Origin of the sequence: Pseudomonas sp. NPDC087697 (assembly GCF_044743155.1) — a bacterium.
Taxonomy (GTDB): domain Bacteria; phylum Pseudomonadota; class Gammaproteobacteria; order Pseudomonadales; family Pseudomonadaceae; genus Aquipseudomonas.
Map to the genome: position 1 here is coordinate 72,336 of NZ_JBIUVW010000004.1, position 18,171 is coordinate 90,506.

An 18,171-nucleotide genomic window follows, 5' to 3' on the forward strand; every position below is an offset into this window, starting at 1 on the left:
CTATGGTGCCCGTCCTTATTCCTGCCTGTTTCCTACAGCATGCTGCCGACTTCTCGTACCCTGCGTTTTTCGCTGTATACCCTGCTGATCCTCGCAGGCGCAGCCTTGGCTGCCAGTGTTGCCATACGCCACGCCGAACGCCAGGCCCAAATTGAAGACGCCGCCCGCGCCAATCAGCAACTGGCGCTGTACGCCAATTCCCTGCACACCCTGATCGAACGCTACCGCACCCTGCCCGCCGTGCTCGCATTGGACCCGGAACTGCGCTCGGCGCTCGATGGCCCGGTGAGCCCGGAGCAGCAAGACGCGCTGAACCGCAAACTGGAGAAGATCAACGGTGCGGCCCAGTCGTCCACCCTGGAACTGCTGGATCACACCGGCCTGGCCGTGGCCGCTAGCAATTGGCGCTTGCCCAGCAGTTACGTTGGCCACAATTACGGCTTTCGCCCCTACTTCAGCCAAACCCGCAGCCAAGGCTCCGGGCGCTTTTACGCGGTGGGCGTGACCAGCGGGATTCCCGGCTATTTTCTGTCGAGTGCGGTGACCGGTGACAACGGCGAGTTTCTCGGCGCCATGGTGGTGAAGCTCGAGTTTCCGGAGCTGGAGCGCGAATGGCGTCAGGGCAGCGACACCCTGCTGGTCAGCGATGCGCGAGGCATTGTGTTTATTGCCAACCAGCCGGGGTGGCGCTATCGGCTGTTGGGCACGCTGTCGGACACTGATCGCGCCGAGCTTAAAACCACGCGCCAATACGACAAGCAACCGCTGACCCCGCTCGACCATCAACCGATTCGGCACTTTGACGAGAACAGTTATCTGGCCCGCGTCGACGGTCCAGACGGTGCGGCCGATTACCTGTGGGAATCGCTGCCCCTGAGCGCCGAAGGCTGGACCCTGCACCTGTTGCGGCGCCCGCAGGTGGCCTTCGAAGATTTGCGTAACGCCGGGCTGGCCGCCGCCGGGGTGTGGCTGACACTGGTGTTCTTGCTGCTGTTCCTCAGCCAACGCTGGCGTCTGGCCAAGCTACGTCAGCGCAGTCGCGAAGAGCTCGAACGCTTGGTCGAGGAACGCACTCGCGATCTGCGCACCGCGCAGGACGGTCTGGTGCAATCAGCCAAACTCGCGGCGCTGGGGCAGATGTCGGCAGCCCTGGCCCATGAAATAAACCAGCCACTTACCGCCCAGCGCATGCAGCTCGCAACCTTGCGCCTGTTGCTCGATCACGGTCGGGTCGACGACGCTTATAAAGCGCTGAAGCCGGTGGATGAGATGCTGACGCGCATGGCAGCCCTCACCGGTCACCTCAAGACGTTCGCCCGCAAAAGTCCCAGCGGTTTGCGCGAGCGTCTGGACCTGGCGGCAGTGGTCGATCAATCTCTGCAGTTGCTCGACACTCGGCTGCGCGATGAACAGATCGACTGCGTATTGCACCTGAGTCGCCCGGCCTGGGTTCGCGGCGATGCGATTCGCCTGGAACAGGTGCTGATCAATCTGCTGCGCAACGCCCTCGATGCGATGCGTGACAAACCGCTCAAGCGCCTGGAGATCCGCCTTGAAGCCGATGAACAGTTGTGGCGCCTGACGGTCGCCGACAGCGGCGGCGGTATTGCGCCGCAGGACCTGCCGAATGTCTTCGATCCGTTCTTCACCACCAAACCGGTGGGTGATGGCCTGGGCCTTGGGCTGGCGGTTTCGTTCGCCATCGTGCATGAACTCGGCGGCCGCCTGAGTGCCGAGAACCAGGACGACGGCGCAGTCTTCACCCTCACTTTGCCCATCGATCTGGAGGCACACATTCAATGTTGAACGCGGTGATGGTGGTCGATGACGAACGCAGTATTCGCGATGCCGTCGAACAATGGCTGAGCCTCTCGGGGTTCGAGGTGCAGCTGTTCAGCCGCGCCGATGAATGCCTGGCGCAACTGCCGGCGAATTTTCCCGGGGTGATCCTCAGCGATGTGCGCATGCCCGGTATGACCGGCCTGGAACTCCTGGCTCGGCTGCAACAGCTGGACGCGGACTTGCCGGTGATTCTGCTGACCGGTCACGGCGATGTGCCGATGGCCGTCGAAGCGATGCGCGATGGCGCTTACGACTTCCTCGAAAAACCCTTCAGCCCCGAGACCTTGCTCAGCAGCCTGCGCCGGGCGCTGGACAAACGTCGACTGGTGCTGGAAAACCGCGCCCTGCACGAACAGGCCGATAACCGCAGCAAACTCGACGCCAGTCTGCTTGGCGTCTCCCGTGGTTTGCAGACCCTGCGCCGGCAGGTGCTGGACCTCGCGGCGCTACCGGTGAACGTGCTGATCCGTGGTGAAACCGGCAGCGGCAAAGAGCTGGTCGCCCGTTGCCTGCATGATTTTGGTCCGCGTGCCGACAAGCCGTTCGTGGCGTTGAACTGTGCGGCGATCCCCGAGCAGTTGTTCGAAGCCGAGCTGTTCGGTCATGAAAGCGGCGCCTTCACCGGCGCTCAGGGCAAGCGCATCGGCAAGCTTGAATACGCCGATGGCGGCACCTTGTTCCTCGATGAAATCGAAAGCATGCCGCTGGCTCAACAGGTCAAATTGCTGCGGGTGTTGCAGGAGCAAAAGCTCGAACGGCTGGGCTCCAACCTGAGTATTCACGTGGACCTGCGGATCATCGCCGCGACCAAACCCGACCTGCTGGACGAAGCCCGCGCCGGGCGTTTTCGCGAAGACCTGGCGTATCGGCTGAATGTCGCGGAGCTGCGCTTGCCGCCGTTGCGCGAACGGCGTGAGGACATTCCGTTGCTGTTCGAGCATTTCGCACAAGCCGCCGCGCAACGGCTGGGACGCAGCTTTCCACCACTGAGTGGTCCGCAGTTGAGTCGGTTGCTGAGCCACGACTGGCCGGGCAACGTGCGCGAATTGGCCAACGTCGCCGAGCGCCAGGTGCTGGGCCTGGGGGAACCGGAACCGGTCGGCATCGAACCCGGCCAATCCCTCGCCGCCCAGCAGGAAGCCTTCGAAGCGCACTGCCTGCGGGCCGCGCTGACCCGGCACAAAGGCGACATCAAAGCCGTGCTGGAAGAACTGCAACTGCCGCGCCGAACCTTCAATGAAAAGATGCAGCGGCATGGCCTGACCCGAGAGATGTTTCTGCGAGAAAGCTGATTTTTTGTAGTGTCAGCACGGGCCTCATCGCGAGCAAGCTCGCTCCCACAGTAGATTTTCGGTGTGTGCACTATTTGTGCTTCACATAGGACCAATGTGGGAGCGAGCTTGCTCGCGATGAGGCCAGTACAGACAACGCAAATTAATGAACTGAATAAGCGGATTTTCGCTCACACCCATTTCCAAATAAGCGGATTTCCGCTCACCAAAACCTGCCACCCCCTCTAAACCGGCCCTCTCCCAACTGGCACAGCTCCTGCTATAGCCCACGCAGGCTGCGTTTACGCGCGCTCCACAAAAACAATTAAATGAAGGATCCGTCATGGATAACTCGCAAACCCTGCCTCTTGGGTCGGCAGCTGTGCCTGCCAAAGAAAAGACCACCGCCAGCCGCATCAAATCGATCTTCAGCGGCTCTGTCGGCAACATGGTCGAGTGGTACGACTGGTACGTCTACGCCGCCTTCTCGCTGTATTTCGCCAAAGCCTTTTTCCCTAAAGGCGACACCACCGCCCAACTGCTGAACACCGCCGCGATTTTCGCCGTGGGCTTCCTGATGCGCCCGATTGGTGGCTGGCTGATGGGCCTGTATGCCGACCGCGCCGGCCGTAAAGCGGCATTGATGGCTTCGGTGTATCTGATGTGCTTTGGCTCGCTGGTCATCGCGTTGAGCCCGGGTTATGAAACCATCGGCGTCGGCGCACCGATCCTGTTGGTATTCGCCCGCTTGCTGCAGGGCTTGTCGGTGGGTGGCGAGTACGGCACCTCGGCGACTTACCTGAGCGAGATGGCGACCAAGGAACGTCGCGGCTTCTTCTCCAGCTTCCAATACGTCACGCTGATCTCCGGCCAGCTCATCGCGCTGGGCGTGCTGATCGTTCTGCAGCAAACCCTGACCACCGAACAGCTGTACGACTGGGGCTGGCGCATTCCGTTTGCCATCGGCGCGCTGTGTGCCGTCGTCGCGTTGTACCTGCGTCGCGGGATGGAAGAAACCGAGTCGTTCACCAAGAAAGAAAAGTCCAAAGAAAGCGCGATGCGCACCCTGCTGCGTCATCCCAAGGAACTGATGACCGTGGTCGGCCTGACCATGGGCGGCACCCTGGCCTTCTACACCTACACCACCTACATGCAGAAGTACCTGGTGAACACGGTCGGCATGAGCATCTCCGACTCCACCACTATTTCGGCGGCCACGCTGTTCCTGTTCATGTGCCTGCAACCAATCATCGGCGGCTTGTCGGATAAAGTCGGACGGCGGCCGATCCTGATTGCCTTCGGCGTTCTGGGCACCCTGTTCACTGTGCCGATCCTCACCACACTGCACACCATCCAGACCTGGTGGGGCGCGTTCTTCCTGATCATGGCGGCGCTGATCATCGTCAGCGGCTACACCTCGATCAACGCGGTGGTCAAAGCCGAACTGTTCCCAACCGAAATCCGCGCACTGGGCGTAGGCCTGCCGTATGCACTGACCGTGTCGATCTTCGGCGGTACCGCTGAATACATCGCCCTGTGGTTCAAGAGCATCGGCATGGAAACCGGTTACTACTGGTATGTCACGGCCTGCATTGCGGTGTCGTTGCTGGTGTACGTAACCATGAAAGACACCCGCAAACACTCGCGGATCGAGACTGACTGACCGCGTTTGGCAGTCACTGCAACGGTGACTGCCATGGCCCCATCGCGAGCAAGCTCGCTCCCACACTGGATCTCCAGCGTTCACAAATTATGTGTTCACCGCAGATTAAATGTGGGAGCGAGCCTGCTCGCGATGGCTGCGACTCGGTTTGATTAATGATCGGTTAATGCCCAGTCGACATTCTGCTGCCATCTGAATCCATATCGACGTCTCGCACGTATACAGAATGCAGGCTTCCAAGCAGCGTCTGAAAATATTCTGCGACGGAACAAGCATCGATAAATCAGATTGATTTAAGCATTTATTTGCGCTTTTTAATCAAATTTACATGCGTAGTATGAACGCCATACCCAACGCACAACACGCAAACGAACCTGGAGTACACATCATGAAAACCCAACTGATCCTCGCTCTGACCCTCTCCGTACTGACCGCCAACACCTTCGCCGCCGACGGTTATGACCGCACCGGTTCTGCCGCTTTCACAACTGAACGTTCCGCCGCTGTTGCTGCTGATGGTTACGATCACACTGGCTCGGCCTCTTTCGCCGCCGATGGCTTCGATCGCACCGGCTCCGCCAAAGTCGCTGCTGACGGCTTCGATCGCACCGGCTCCGCCAAAGTCGCTGCTGACGGCTTCGATCGCACCGGCTCCGCCAAAGTCGCTGCTGACGGCTTTGATCACACCGGTACCGCTGGCGCTATCGCCGCTGATGGTTTTGACCGCACCGGTACTGCCGCCGCTATCAGCTAACACCTTGGGCAGACTTCACAGCCCGGCTTCGGCCGGGCTTAGTTGTTTCTGGGGGATAATAAATATCCGAGACCAACACGTCCCCTGTGGGAGCGAGCTTGCTCCCACAGGGGATCTCATTGTTTTGATGCACCATGACAACTGGAAATAAGCCACCAGCCCTTGCACTATGGCCTTCACCTTCCAAGTCTTGTATTCAGGAACCCATGCAATGCCCGATGACATCCACTACTACGAACCTGCCCTGGGCCATGGTCTGCCCCACGACCCGTTCAATGCCATCGTCGGTCCTCGGCCCATCGGCTGGATTTCCTCGCAAGACGCCGAAGGTCGGCTGAACCTGGCGCCGTACAGCTTTTTCAACGCGTTCAACTACATCCCGCCGATCATCGGGTTCTCAAGCGTTGGCCGTAAAGACAGCCTGAACAACATCGAACAAACCGGCGAATTCGCCTGGAACCTGGCCACCCGTCCGCTGGCCGAGCAGATGAACCAGAGCTGCGCGATGGTCTCGGCCGACATCAACGAATTCGAACTGGCCGGGCTGACGCCAGCAGCGTCGAAAATCATTCAGGTGCCACGGGTCGCCGAAAGCCCGGTGTCCTTCGAATGCAAGGTTACGCAGATCATTCAGTTGCAACGCGCGAACAAGGAAGTGGTGCCGAGCTGGCTGATCCTCGGCGAAGTAGTCGCCGTGCATATCGCCAAGTGGCTGTTAAAGGATGGGGTGTACGACACTGCCGCGGCAGAACCGATTCTGCGCGGCGGTGGGCCGGCGGATTATTTCCAGCTGGGGCCTGAGGCCTTGTTCAAGATGTACCGCCCGGGGGCGACCAGGGCATAAGCGAAATTACTACCAGACCAGCTCGCCGTCTTCAGCGACGTCGGTCAACTGCTCAAGCTTCTGCTCGGCAGCCTGATCGGCTTCGAAGGCGGTCTTGAATTTCTGGTCATCGAGGATTTTGTGAAAACGCGGGGCGCCTGAGCCACCCAGGGCTTTGACGGCGATGGCGGCGCTATAGCCTCCTTCACCCGGTACTACGGCGGAAACTGCTTCGAACTGTGCAAACTCTTTACGTGCCATGTCGCGGATCCTGGCCAATGGAAAGTCGGCCATTCTAAACCCTCAACTGGCCAACTGGTGCAATGGCGCGGTGTTCAACTGCGGATATTCGCCGCGAGCCTGAGCCGCAGACACTTCGCTGAAGGTGTGAAAATCCAGACTGTTGACTACCAGTTCCTGCACCAGTTCGGCAAATATCTGCATGGCCGGGGTACTGAAGTAGGCAGTCATGGCCTGCTGGTCGACCCAGAAACCGGACACCAGCCACAGTTCGGGATCGCACAACGAATGTTGCAAGGCAAAGTGCAGGCAACCGCTTGCTTGACGCGACGGTTCGATCAGGCTGCTCAAACGCGCGCCCAACTCCAGCGAACGGCCCGCTCGGGCACGGACAAAAGCCATATGGCTGACGGGGATCTGCATGGACATGTTCGACTCTCCCAGGGTGTAAACGATCAGCCACCTGCGGGCAGGTGGCGACAGGGTCAAAGATAAAGTCCCTGGCGAATGGCCCGTTAGTCGATTCCTGCCGGCTTATTGCACAATCCTGCACCCGAATACCGATTGCGCTCCGCCTGCGAAAAACCCGGTCGATAAAAGTGACAGAGGTGTTTCAAGCAAGTTTTCTCGCGTTATGTTCGCGATCTCTATGCCGAATACAACAGCGCAGCAGAATCAGGCAAGTTTTGCGCAGGATTTGCCTACCACACTGGCTTGCACAAATTTAAGCTGTGCCCATCTCATCAACCTTGCCGAGGATGTTTCGCATGTCGCCTCCGGATCATACTCACGCCCCGCTGGACGCCGAGATGGAAAAACAGCGTGCGGAGCTCTCGGCAATCATCCGCCGCAATACCGGCGAAGACGGCAGCTACGCGACCGCCATTGGTTCGTTGTTTTTGTCACGTCACGGCCAATCCCATGACTTCGCCCCGGTGCTCGCGCAACCCGCACTGTGCATCATGGCTCAGGGCCGCAAGGAAGTTCGGCTGGCCGACGAATACTTCAACTATGACCCGCTGAACTACCTGGTGGTCTCGGTCTCGATGCCGCTGAGCGGACGGGTGGTCGATGTCTCGCCGGACCATCCGATCCTCGCCTTGCGCCTGGATATCGATCCGGCGGAAATCACCGCATTGATCGCCGACGCAGGGCCAATGGGCGTCCCAACCCGCCCTGCCGGACGCGGCCTGTATGTCGAACAACTGGATCAGCCGATGCTCGACGCAGTGCTGCGTCTGGCGCGCCTGCTCGACACCCCGAAAGACATCGCCATGCTCGCGCCGCTGATTCGTCGGGAGATTCTCTATCGCTTGTTGCGCAGCCAGCAGGGTCACCGGCTATATGAGATTGCCGTCGCCAACAGCCAGAGCCATCGCATCAGTCAGGCGATCAAATGGCTCAACGGCAACTACGAGCAGCCGTTGCGCATTGATGAGTTGGCGAAGGAAGTGAACCTGAGCGTGTCGACCCTGCACCATCGTTTCAAGGCAATGACGGCCATGAGTCCACTGCAATATCAGAAGCAACTGCGCCTGCAAGAGGCGCGGCGCTTGATGCTCGCCGAAGGCATCGACGCCTCGGCGGCGGGTTACCGCGTGGGCTATGAAAGCCCCTCGCAGTTCAGCCGCGAGTACAGCCGGCTGTTTGGCGCGCCACCGTTGCGGGATCTGGCGCGGTTGCGGATGTCTGTCTAACCAACACCACACACAACGCCCGTAGGAGCAAAGCTTGCTCGCGATGCAGGCGCCGCGGTTTCACTTGTTGACCGCGTCATCGTTCATCGCGAGCAAGCTTTGCTCCTACGGGTGCGGGGTTGTGTGTGGTGGTATCAGGCGCCGAGCACGCGACAGGCTTCGGATGGAATGGTCACCGACACCGGGTTGCCGATGCTCAGGCCGATACCCTGGCACGGCGTGCTCAACGCCGTCAGCGACACCCCCGAGCACTCGACCGTGGTCTCGATGGTCGCACCGATATCCCGCACAAACGTCACCCTGCCCAGCAGGCGATTACCCGCTGTTTCCTGCGGATGCGACAGTTGCAGGTCTTCGGGACGCACGAGCATCTTGACCTTCTCGCCGACCACGATGCTGCTGCAAATCGGTACCTGAAGGGCATCACCGCCGGGCAAACCGATTCTGCCATCGCCCAATGCCGTGGCCGGGAAAATGTTCCCGGAGCCGATAAAGTCGGCGACAAATTCATTGGCCGGATGGCGGTAGATCTCGATCGGCGTGCCGACCTGCTGCACCCGATTCTCGCCCAACACCACCACGATATCGGCCATGGTCATGGCTTCGCGCTGGTCGTGGGTGACCATGATGGTGGTGATGTTCAAGCGCTGCTGTAGCTGACGAATCTCGACTTGCATCGACTCGCGCAGCTTGGCGTCCAGTGCCGACAGCGGCTCGTCGAGCAGGAGAATTTTCGGGTGCGTGGCAATCGCCCGGGCAATCGCCACGCGCTGACGCTGACCACCGGAGAGTTTCGACACCGGACGATCAACCATCTCTTGCAGCTGAATCAATTGCAGCAATTCAGTAACCCGCGCCTGCTGATCGGCCTTGCTCACGCTACGCAGTTTCAACGGATAGGCAATGTTCTCGCCGACCGTCATGTGCGGAAACAGCGCCAGCGACTGAAACACCATGCCGAAGTTACGCAGGTGCGCCGGCGTATGGCCAATGTCTTCACCGTCCAGGCGAATCTCGCCGCCGCTCAGGGTTTCCAGACCTGCGATCATCCGCAGCAAGGTGGTTTTGCCACAGCCCGAAGGGCCGAGAAAACACACCAGTTTGCCCTCGGGCAGGTGCAGATTGACGTCCTTGACCGCGCACGCCGTACCGTAACGTTTCTCGACGTTTTCCAGAATCAGACCAGTCATGTTAATTACCTCAAGAATAAAGGTTCTGGCTGGAGGTCGCCGAGCGATGATCAGGCAAGGCAAAAGTCTGCGAAGAAGCGGAGTTGACTTTAGTCAATGAGCATTCTGAGCTGACTTTTAACGCAGCATGATCGAGCGCAGGCACCTCCAGGCAGAAGCTAGAACGAAACGCCACCTTCACCGACTAGCTTCTCCAACGCCCAGATCAGGACGAAGTCGATCAGCACGATCAGCACGGCAAACGAGAAAACGGTTGGGTCCAGCGACGACACAGTGCGGCTGTACATCCAGATCGGCACGGTCATGACATCGATGGTGTAGAGGAAGTAGGTCACGGTGAACTCGTTGAACGAGACGATGAACGCCAGCAGCATCCCGGCGAGGATGCCCGACTTCATCAACGGCACCACCACATCGACTATCGCCCGCAGCGGTGAAGCGCCGAGCATCTGCGCGGCCTCTTCGACTTCGCTGCCGATGGAGAGCATCGCTGCGGTGCAGTTTTTCACCACGAACGGCAAGGCCAGAATGACGTGGGCAATCACCAGTCTCGAGGTGGTCATCTGAAACGGCAGGCTGTCGAACACCAGCAACAGCGCCAGACCCAGTACCACCATCGGGAACACCAACGGCAGCGACATCAATTGCAGCGCAACGGCCTTGCCACGGAACTCGCAACGGGTCAGCGCATAGGCCGCCGGCACTGCGATGATGGTCGCAAAGACCATGGTCAGGCACGCCACCATCAGGCTGGTGGTCATGGCCTTGCCCAGGCTCAGCACATCGCTGGCGTCCGGCGACACGAAGGTGTGCCAGGCTGCCCGATACCATTGCAGGCTATAGCTGCTGGGCGGGAAGTCGAGGTTCGATGCGCCACTGAACGACATGACAATCATCGTCAGGATCGGCAGCACCGCCAGCAGCAGGATGAAACCCGACAATACACCGGCAAACTTGCCGGTATCGCCCGGCAACAGCGACTGGCGCTTTTTGATCAAAGTGCTCATTGCGAAGCCTCCAGCATGCGCCGACGACGGCCGGTGATGTATTCGGACAAGGTCATGATGGCCAGCGTAGTGATGATCAGCACGACGCCGGCAGCAGAAGCGGCGGGCCAGTTCATCAGCGGGGCGATCTGGTCATGCACCATCACCGCGAGCATCGGCACGCGCCGGCCACCGAGCAGCAAAGGCACTACGAAGCTGCTGGCGTTGTAGGCAAACACCAGGGTCGCGCCGGTGATGATGCCTGGCATGCTCATCGGCAGCACAACCTGGCGAAACACCTGCATGCGGCTGGCGCCGAGGGTCGCTGCGGCTTCTTCGTAGGTCCGCGCGACACCGCGCATGGCGCTGGCAATCGGCAGCACGGCCAACGGAAATGCGGTTTGTACCAGGCCCATCAATACGCCGTTCTGGTTGTACAGCAGCATGATCGGACGCTTGATCAAGCCAAGGCCCATCAATGCCTGATTGAGCATTCCGCCCGGGCCGAGAATCACCAGCCAGCCGTAGCTTTGCAGCAACAGATTGACCAGCAATGGCAACAGCACCGCGGCCAGAAACATCCGGCGCAGCAAGGGTGAAGTGAGCCGCGACATGGTGTACGCCACCGGGATCGCCAGCAGTACGGCAATCACCGCGCTGAACAACGCCAGACGCAAGGTCAGCAGCAGTGATTTGAGGTAATAGGGTTCCAGTAGCTGGGCATAACTGGCCAGACTGAAACCGGTCCATTCCGCGCCTTTGGTGCCCACGCTCATGCGCAACACCAGCAGGCTGGCAGCAATCAGCACACCGAGAAACAGCATCGATGGCGACAGAAAAAACCAGGCGCGCGTCGTCGGCGAAACGCCTCGGTTCGGGCGCACGACAGCTACGCCGACCGGGTGGGTCAGAGGTTGGTGTTCCATAGCAATGGTCTCGTCAATGGAAGACAGCTGAGTGAACACACGCTTTGAATCCACACTGGCCCTTGTGGGAGCGAGCTTGCTCGCGATAGCGGACTGTCAGTCGACATCAATGTCGACTGATGAGCAGTCATCGCGAGCAAGCTCGCTCCCACAGGGGTTGTGTGGTGCTCCAAAGTGCTGTGTTCGACACTCGGTCAGGAAGAGAAGATTTCCGTGTAACGACGAATCCATTGGTCATGCACAGTCGCCAGGAAGGCGTTGTCGTGCATGATCGCCTTCTCGGCAATCTGCTCTGGCGTCAGGATGAACGGATTCTTGCGCGCCTCGGCAGAGATGATTGCCTTGGCGTTGACCGGGCCGTTGTAGATGTCTTCGGCCATCTTGCCCTGCACCAGTGGGTCGAGCGAGTGGTTGATGAAGGCGTAGGCCAGGTCGGTATCGCCCGGGCGGTTTTTCGGCATGACCGACTGCATCAGGTCAGTGTAGAAACCTTCCTTCATGCCAAAGGTTGCACTCAGGCCGTAGTTCGGATCGCGGATCTGTTTCGGGAAGAACGCCGGAGCGTACAGACCACCCAGATCCAGGGAGCCGGTGCGGAACAGTTCGGCGATCTGGTTCGGGTTTTCACCCAGGGTCACCACGCGGCTCTTGAGCTCGGCGAGTTTTTTGAAGCCGGGTTCGATGTTGTGTTCATCACCACCGGCCAGTTTGGCGGCGATGATGATCAGGTCCATGGCCTCGGTCCAGTTCGGCGGCGGCAGGAAGATGTTCGGTGCCAGGTCCGCGTCCCACAGGGAGGCATAGCTGTCCGGGGCCTCTTTCAGGGTGCGGGTGCTGTAGACGAGGCTGTTGCACCAGAGCAGATAACCGATGCCATGACCGTTGGCGCCGGTGCGGTATTTCTCCGGTACGTCGATCAGGTTGGGAATGCGGTTGAGGTCGGGCTTTTCCAGCAAACCGGCGGCGGCCAGGCCTTCAGCGCCAACACCCGCCAGGGTGATGATGTCGTATTGCGGACGATCACCACCGGCCTTGAGTTTGGCGACCATTTCCGAGGTACTGCCGGTACGGTCCGCGATGACCTTGGCGCCGGTTTTGGCTTCAAAGGTCGCGGCGATATTGCGCAGTGCGGCAAGCCCGGTGTCATCGGACCAGGTCAACAGTCGCAGGGTCTTGCCCTGAAAACGTGTGTCACTGGCGTTGGCGCGAATGAACGGCATGCTCATGGCGGCCGCGGCAACCGACGCGACACCTACGGTCTTGATGAATTGTCTTCTGTTCAGATCATGATCGCCCATGAAGGACTCCCTTTATTGTTGTAGGTATGAGGTAGGTGCATCCCTTGCGCCCGCGCTATTCGATCCGCTGCAAGCCCCCGTGATACAAGGGCTGTAGCGAGGTCTGCGGGTTCATCCTGAGGTCACGCAAAACGCGCAACAATCGAAAAAAAATCATTGGTGCCATGTCCCAGACGCATGCCTCGTTTCGAGGCATGCGTGGGCCAATTTCGAGCTATCAGACGGCGCGAATCACGTGCTTTATTTCTTGAAACGCCTGCAGGCCCCATGGCCCCAACTCGCGGCCGATGCTGCTCTGCTTGTAGCCGCCCCAGGCGGTCTGCGGGAAGATCACCTGCGGCGCGTTGATCCACACAAGCCCCGCCTGCAAGGCGTTCGCGACCCGTTCGGCGGTCACCGCATCGCGGCTGACCACGCTGGCCACCAGGCCGAACTGGCTGTCGTTGGCCAACTCGATTGCCTCTTGCTCCGTGGCAAAACTGCGCACGCAGAGCACCGGGCCAAAGATCTCTTCACACCACAGCGCACTGTCGAGGGGCACTTCGGTGAAAATGGTCGGCCGTAAAAAATAACCGCGTGGCAGATCGGCCGGGCGTTCACCGCCACAGACCAACCGGGCGCCTGCGCTCAAACCGCGATCAATGTGTCCCAGCACGCGCTGGTATTGCGCCTGATTGACCAGCGCGCCCATTTCAACTTCGGGATCAAACGGGTCAGCCACGCGAATCGCCTCGGCCCGCGCCGTCAGACGCAGCAGGAATTCATCCGCCAACTCATCGGCGACCAACACCCGGCTGGTGGCCGAACACATCTGCCCGGCGTTGAAGAAACCACCGCCACTGGCCAGCTCTACGGCGAGGTCGAGGTCGGCATCGGCCAGCACCAGCAGCGAGGATTTACCGCCCAGTTCCAGGCTCACGCCTTTGACGGTTTCCGCCGCACGCTGCATGACCTGAACGCCGACCGCGTTGCTGCCGGTGAAGGAAATTTTCGCCACGCGCGGATCAGCCGACAGCGGCGCACCGACCGCCAGGCCCGTACCGCAGACCAGGTTGAACACACCGTTGGGCAAGCCGCTCTCGGCGATGATCGCCGCCAGTTCCAGCTCCGGCAGCGGCGTGACTTCCGAAGGCTTGAGCACCACGCAGCAACCGGCCGCCAAGGCTGGCGCGAGCTTCCAGGCGGTGGTGACCATCGGGAAGTTCCACGGCACGATCAACCCGACCACGCCGCACGGTTCACGGCGCACACGGGCGGCGAAGTCTTCGCTCGGCAGGTCCACGACGCGGTCTTGACCTGCGTCCAACGCTTCGGCGAGCCCCGCGTAATACTCGAACGTGGCGATCACATCATCGACGTCGATGCCGGCTTCGAACTGTGGCTTGCCGTTGTTGCTCGACTGCAAGTACATCAAACGCTCGCGACGTGCCTGCACGCCATTGGCGATCTTGCGCAGCACCGCACCACGCTCGGCACCGGTGGTTTTCGACCACTGGGCAAACGCCGCGCTGGCCGCTGTGACCGCTTGATTGACCGAGCGCTCATCGCCACCTTTGACGGTGGTCAACAGGGCTTCGGTCGCCGGATTGATGACCCGCAAGTGCTCGTCGCCAGCCGACCATTGGCCATTGATGTACAGACCGTCCAGGGTGATTGGAAAGCTCATGCCGACACCGCCGTCATCCACTGGGTCTGGTCGATTTCGATCAGGGTCGGGCCCTGACGATCAGTCGCCGCACGCAGCGCAACGCGCAGCTCTTCAACACCGTTGACGGCTTGTGCCGCACAGCCCAGGCCTTTGGCCACAGTGATGAAGTCCGGGGTGTAGATGTCGACGCCAACCGGCTCGATTGCACGGTTGACCATGTATTTCTTGATCTCTTCGTAGCCCTGGTTATTCCACAGCAGGACGATGACCGGGGTGCGTGCTTCCACCGCGCTGGCCAGTTCCGGCAAGGTGAATTGCAAACCGCCGTCGCCGATCAGGCACACCACCGGTGGACGAGTGTTGCGCTCCTGACCACCGCCGAGCCATGCACCAATGGCCGCCGGCAAGGCATAGCCGAGGGTGCCGTAACCGGTCGACGAGTTGAACCAGCGACGTGGGCGTTCCGGGTTGAACGTCAGGTTGCCGGTGTACACCGGTTGGGTCGAGTCGCCGACGAATACCGCTTCCGGCAATTCTTCCAGCACGGTGTGCAGGAACAGCGTCTGGGCACGGGTTGGCGCGTCCCAGATCGTTTCAAGTTCGGCACGCAAGCTGGCGGCGCGGGCCTGGCCCCAATCGCTGCAACGCTCGGCCAGCGAATGTTTGGCCAGGCCGTCGAGCAATGCCTGGGCCGCGCTTTGTGCGTCGGACACCAGAGCCACTTTCGGCGGGTAGTTGCGCACGGTCTGGTCCGGATCGATATCAATGCGCAGCAAGGTGCCTGGAATTTCGAAGCCACCGGCAAAGGTCACGTCGTAGTCGGTTTCGGCCAGTTCAGTGCCGATCGCCAGGACCACATCGGCGTCCGCCACCAAGGCACGAGTGGCCACCAGGGTCTGGGTCGAACCGATCAACAACGGATGAGCCGACGGCAGCATACCTTTGGCGTTGATGGTCAGTGCGACCGGTGCGTCGAGCAATTCGGCGAGCCGGGTCAGCTCGGCCGCCGCATCAATCGAACCGCCACCGGCGAGGATCAACGGGCGTTTGGCGTTGGCCAGCAGTTCGCTCATCCGGGCCACGGCTGACGGTGCCGCACCGGCGCGAGCAATGCTCACTGGCTGGCTATCGAGCAAGGCATCGGCGTTTTCGACCAGCACGTCGAGCGGGATTTCGATGTGCACTGGACGCGGACGGCCGGCCTGGAACAAGGCGAAAGCACGGGCCAGCACACCCGGCAGTTCCGCTGCGGACATCAGCGTATGGGAGAACGCCGCAACACCGGCCACCAGTGCGCCCTGGTTCGGCAGCTCATGCAGCTTGCCGCGCCCACCGCCCAACTGGCTGCGCGATTGCACGCTGGAGATCACCAGCATCGGGATCGAGTCGGCGTAGGCCTGGCCCATCGCGGTGGTGATGTTGGTCATGCCGGGGCCGGTGATGATGAAGCACACACCCGGTTTGCCGCTGGTGCGTGCATAACCGTCGGCCATGAAGCCAGCACCCTGCTCGTGACGCGGAGTAACGTGGTTGATGCTCGAACGGGCCAGCCCGCGATACAGCTCAACGGTATGCACGCCGGGAATGCCGAACACCTGCTCGACCCCGTAACCTTCGAGTAACTTGACCAATACTTCGCCGCACGTCGCCATGTCTTTGCCCTTCTTGTTCGTTGAGACGCTGGCCCCGCGCGGCATTTGAAGGCGCGCAGCGGTGCTCAGGTATGGCGTTATTGGAACGGTCAGCGGGTAGCCGCAACAATCGATAAAAAGTCATACTCGCCATGTCCTCACCTCATGCCTTGGCGTCCCATGAAACGACTTCCACCACTTCCCGCGCTGCACACGTTTCTGATCACGGCCCAGTGCTGCAATTTCACGCGGGCGGCCGAGCAGCTGCACATCACTCAGGGCGCGGTGAGCCGGCAGATCGCCGGGCTGGAAGAACATTTGGGCTACACGCTGTTTCACCGCCAGGCGCGCGGTTTGAGCCTGACGGCCGAGGGGCTTGAGTGGCTGCCACGGATCCAGCAGGTGTTCGGCTTGATCGATGAGGCGGTAGAACAGGTGGGCGCGCACCGCGAAACACTGCAGCTCAAGGCACCGACCTGCGTCATGCGCTGGCTGCTGCCGCGTTTGCTACAGTGGCAAAAGGAACGCCCGGACGTGCCGGTGGAACTGACCACCACGGTGCAGCATGGCGTGGACTTTCATCGCGAACAGTTCGACGCCGCCGTCATGTACGGCGCGCCGCCGGACAGCTCACTGGCTTCACTGCATCTGTTTGATGAGCAACTGACGCCGGTCTGTTCTCGGCCACTGCTCGACGGCCCGGTGCCGCTGCACAGTCCGTCAGACCTGGATAAACATTTGCTGCTGCACCCAACACGCGATCAGCGCGATTGGAAAATCTGGCTCAACGCCGCAGGCGTCCAACTGGGCAACAGTGCCCGTGGACAGCAGTTCGAAACACTGGACCTGGCCATGTCGATGGCGTCTCAGGGGATGGGCGTGGCGATTGGGGATTGGTCGTTGATCGGCGAAGACCTGAGTGCCGGACGGCTGGTCACGCCCTTTGATTTGAAGGTGAAAACAGGACTGGGGTATTACCTGGTGTTTCCACACAAACCGGGACCGTCACTGCAACTGCGTGAGTTGTTGGAGTGGTTGGTGGTGCAGGCCAATGGGGACCCGGGCATGCAGGCCCCATAAAGCCGCCCATGCCCAAGGCATGAAAGCACTCAGTTTCAGCACGGAGCGCTTTCACCCACACCTGACTCGATCAGGCTTTTTTAATCGCTTTCAGATAGCCCAGCATGGCGCCATAACGTGCTGCCATCTCTTTGATCGACACTGCATCGCGAAACATTTCCGGTTGGGTCGTCGTCAGGAAATGCTCATAGGCCCTGGAGACCTTTTGTGCCTCTTGCAACCAGCTCAGCCTGGATTGGTCGAGGGCGCCGATCTCATTGAGTTTGTTCAATGTTCGGCTCAATTCAAGCAGCTCTTTTTCAACGTCCTTGACCTCAATCCGTAGCCCATCAATACGCTTGTGGATAGCGTCTCGCGCCTCCACGAAATTCACGTATTGACGCCCTTGCTCGATGCCATCGAGATTGCCATTGAGCCTTTTCAATGCAAGTTCCAGGAACTCACGATCAGGCTTTTTGGTGCTGACCAGCTTGAGCGCTGCCTCGATTTCCTGGGCCGTTGGGATCATGCCCTTGAAGATGTCGATCCAGGTGGGGGACTTGAACTGTTGCAGCGCCTCGTCGACCCTGCGTTTCTCTTCTGCAAGTTCGTTGAGATCGGAATTGAGCACCAGGCGCCTGCGCTCTTGCGCCTCACGCCTTGCCTCGTAGGGATGGCCCCACTGCGCGCCCTCCTGAACCAACGTGATGCTGCCAATTTCTGATAGCTCTCGAGATAAATGGTCTTGGGCCGCAAGCACCGGCGCCAGCGAACTGTTGACCCTTTGCATGCAATACGTTACTAGTTCTTCAATTTTTTTGGCACGTGTGGCGGCTGTAGCCTGCACGTTCCCTTCGATCTCCGCGATACGCGCCAGAGTACTCTCAAAACTTACATTGTTCAGGGAGGTCTGCGCCCTCTTGATGTGTTCAAACAGTTGATGATCTGTGTCGTTGATTTGTGCGCGCAGGTCCTCGACTTTCTCCTGTATCGCTGGGGCAAATGCGTATGTTCTATCCGCCACTTTCAAGTCAAACTGACTTTTAGCCTGTTTCATTACCGTTGCATCAGGCACGGCATAACTGAACAGACCCTTAAACTCATGAATCGTCATAAAATTCTTCCTTGCACTCAACTTAGTTA

16 protein-coding genes are annotated in these 18,171 nt (G+C 60.0%); 7 read left to right on the forward strand and 9 right to left on the reverse strand.

Annotation, left to right across the window (positions count from 1 at the left end; genetic code table 11):
- The first annotated feature begins 39 nt into the window (after nucleotides 1-39).
- The 5 genes from ACIPIN_RS04760 to ACIPIN_RS04780 all read left to right on the forward strand — a co-directional run bounded on the left by ACIPIN_RS04760 (nucleotide 40) and on the right by ACIPIN_RS04780 (nucleotide 6,374).
- Nucleotides 40-1,806 carry an ATP-binding protein gene (locus ACIPIN_RS04760; protein WP_401115994.1) on the forward strand — a complete coding sequence of 589 codons (1,767 nt, stop codon included), beginning with the start codon at nucleotides 40-42 and terminating at the stop codon, nucleotides 1,804-1,806.
- Complete coding sequence (locus ACIPIN_RS04765; RefSeq protein ID WP_401115997.1) at nucleotides 1,800-3,134, forward strand: sigma-54-dependent transcriptional regulator; 1,335 nt, start codon at nucleotides 1,800-1,802, stop codon at nucleotides 3,132-3,134. The genes ACIPIN_RS04760 and ACIPIN_RS04765 overlap by 7 nt, the downstream gene beginning before the upstream one ends.
- A gap of 322 nt (nucleotides 3,135-3,456) precedes the next feature.
- Complete coding sequence (locus ACIPIN_RS04770) at nucleotides 3,457-4,776, forward strand: MFS transporter (RefSeq protein WP_401116000.1); 1,320 nt, start codon at nucleotides 3,457-3,459, stop codon at nucleotides 4,774-4,776.
- A 388-nt stretch (nucleotides 4,777-5,164) separates the two neighbouring features.
- A complete protein-coding gene (locus tag ACIPIN_RS04775; RefSeq protein WP_401116003.1) occupies nucleotides 5,165-5,530 on the forward strand; it encodes a hypothetical protein in 366 nt (121 codons plus the stop codon).
- 211 nt (nucleotides 5,531-5,741) lie between these two features.
- On the forward strand, nucleotides 5,742-6,374 hold the full coding sequence (locus ACIPIN_RS04780; RefSeq protein WP_401116006.1) for a flavin reductase family protein: 633 nt from the start codon (nucleotides 5,742-5,744) through the stop codon (nucleotides 6,372-6,374).
- 9 nt (nucleotides 6,375-6,383) lie between these two features.
- On the opposite strand, the gene ACIPIN_RS04785 is transcribed toward ACIPIN_RS04780, so the two are convergent.
- Both ACIPIN_RS04785 and ACIPIN_RS04790 read right to left on the reverse strand, forming a co-directional pair.
- On the reverse strand, nucleotides 6,384-6,647 hold the full coding sequence (locus tag ACIPIN_RS04785; RefSeq protein ID WP_401116009.1) for a hypothetical protein: 264 nt from the start codon (nucleotides 6,645-6,647) through the stop codon (nucleotides 6,384-6,386).
- 9 nt (nucleotides 6,648-6,656) lie between these two features.
- The gene (locus ACIPIN_RS04790; RefSeq protein WP_401116012.1) at nucleotides 6,657-7,022 is read right to left on the reverse strand and encodes a putative quinol monooxygenase; all 366 of its coding nucleotides are present in this window, start codon (nucleotides 7,020-7,022) and stop codon (nucleotides 6,657-6,659) included.
- A 338-nt stretch (nucleotides 7,023-7,360) separates the two neighbouring features.
- Here ACIPIN_RS04790 and ACIPIN_RS04795 point away from each other — a divergent pair, with 338 nt between their 5' ends.
- The gene (locus ACIPIN_RS04795; RefSeq protein ID WP_401116015.1) at nucleotides 7,361-8,290 is read left to right on the forward strand and encodes an AraC family transcriptional regulator N-terminal domain-containing protein; all 930 of its coding nucleotides are present in this window, start codon (nucleotides 7,361-7,363) and stop codon (nucleotides 8,288-8,290) included.
- A 134-nt stretch (nucleotides 8,291-8,424) separates the two neighbouring features.
- On the opposite strand, the gene ACIPIN_RS04800 is transcribed toward ACIPIN_RS04795, so the two are convergent.
- The 6 genes from ACIPIN_RS04800 to ACIPIN_RS04825 all read right to left on the reverse strand — a co-directional run bounded on the left by ACIPIN_RS04800 (nucleotide 8,425) and on the right by ACIPIN_RS04825 (nucleotide 15,990).
- Nucleotides 8,425-9,480, reverse strand: coding sequence for an ABC transporter ATP-binding protein (locus tag ACIPIN_RS04800; RefSeq protein WP_401116018.1), 1,056 nt, complete (start codon nucleotides 9,478-9,480; stop codon nucleotides 8,425-8,427).
- Between the two features lie 158 nt (nucleotides 9,481-9,638).
- The gene (locus tag ACIPIN_RS04805) at nucleotides 9,639-10,487 is read right to left on the reverse strand and encodes an ABC transporter permease (protein ID WP_401116020.1); all 849 of its coding nucleotides are present in this window, start codon (nucleotides 10,485-10,487) and stop codon (nucleotides 9,639-9,641) included.
- Nucleotides 10,484-11,392, reverse strand: a complete 909-nt coding sequence (locus ACIPIN_RS04810) for an ABC transporter permease (protein WP_401116023.1) — start codon at nucleotides 11,390-11,392, stop codon at nucleotides 10,484-10,486. Before ACIPIN_RS04810 ends, ACIPIN_RS04805 begins: the two co-directional genes overlap by 4 nt.
- A 194-nt stretch (nucleotides 11,393-11,586) precedes the next feature.
- Nucleotides 11,587-12,690 carry an ABC transporter substrate-binding protein gene (locus ACIPIN_RS04815; protein ID WP_401116026.1) on the reverse strand — a complete coding sequence of 368 codons (1,104 nt, stop codon included), beginning with the start codon at nucleotides 12,688-12,690 and terminating at the stop codon, nucleotides 11,587-11,589.
- A gap of 217 nt (nucleotides 12,691-12,907) precedes the next feature.
- Entirely contained in the window at nucleotides 12,908-14,356 is a 1,449-nt protein-coding gene (locus tag ACIPIN_RS04820) for an aldehyde dehydrogenase family protein (RefSeq protein ID WP_401116029.1), read from the reverse strand.
- Nucleotides 14,353-15,990, reverse strand: a complete 1,638-nt coding sequence (locus ACIPIN_RS04825) for a 5-guanidino-2-oxopentanoate decarboxylase (protein ID WP_401116032.1) — start codon at nucleotides 15,988-15,990, stop codon at nucleotides 14,353-14,355. The genes ACIPIN_RS04820 and ACIPIN_RS04825 overlap by 4 nt, the downstream gene beginning before the upstream one ends.
- A gap of 159 nt (nucleotides 15,991-16,149) precedes the next feature.
- Here ACIPIN_RS04825 and ACIPIN_RS04830 point away from each other — a divergent pair, with 159 nt between their 5' ends.
- Nucleotides 16,150-17,049: a LysR substrate-binding domain-containing protein gene (locus tag ACIPIN_RS04830; protein ID WP_401116034.1), complete on the forward strand. Its 900-nt coding sequence runs from the start codon at nucleotides 16,150-16,152 to the stop codon at nucleotides 17,047-17,049.
- Nucleotides 17,050-17,119: 70 nt separating this feature from the next.
- Here the strand turns inward: ACIPIN_RS04830 and ACIPIN_RS04835 are convergent, their stop codons facing one another.
- Complete coding sequence (locus ACIPIN_RS04835; protein ID WP_401116036.1) at nucleotides 17,120-18,142, reverse strand: alpha-xenorhabdolysin family binary toxin subunit B; 1,023 nt, start codon at nucleotides 18,140-18,142, stop codon at nucleotides 17,120-17,122.
- Nucleotides 18,143-18,171 lie beyond the last annotated feature (29 nt).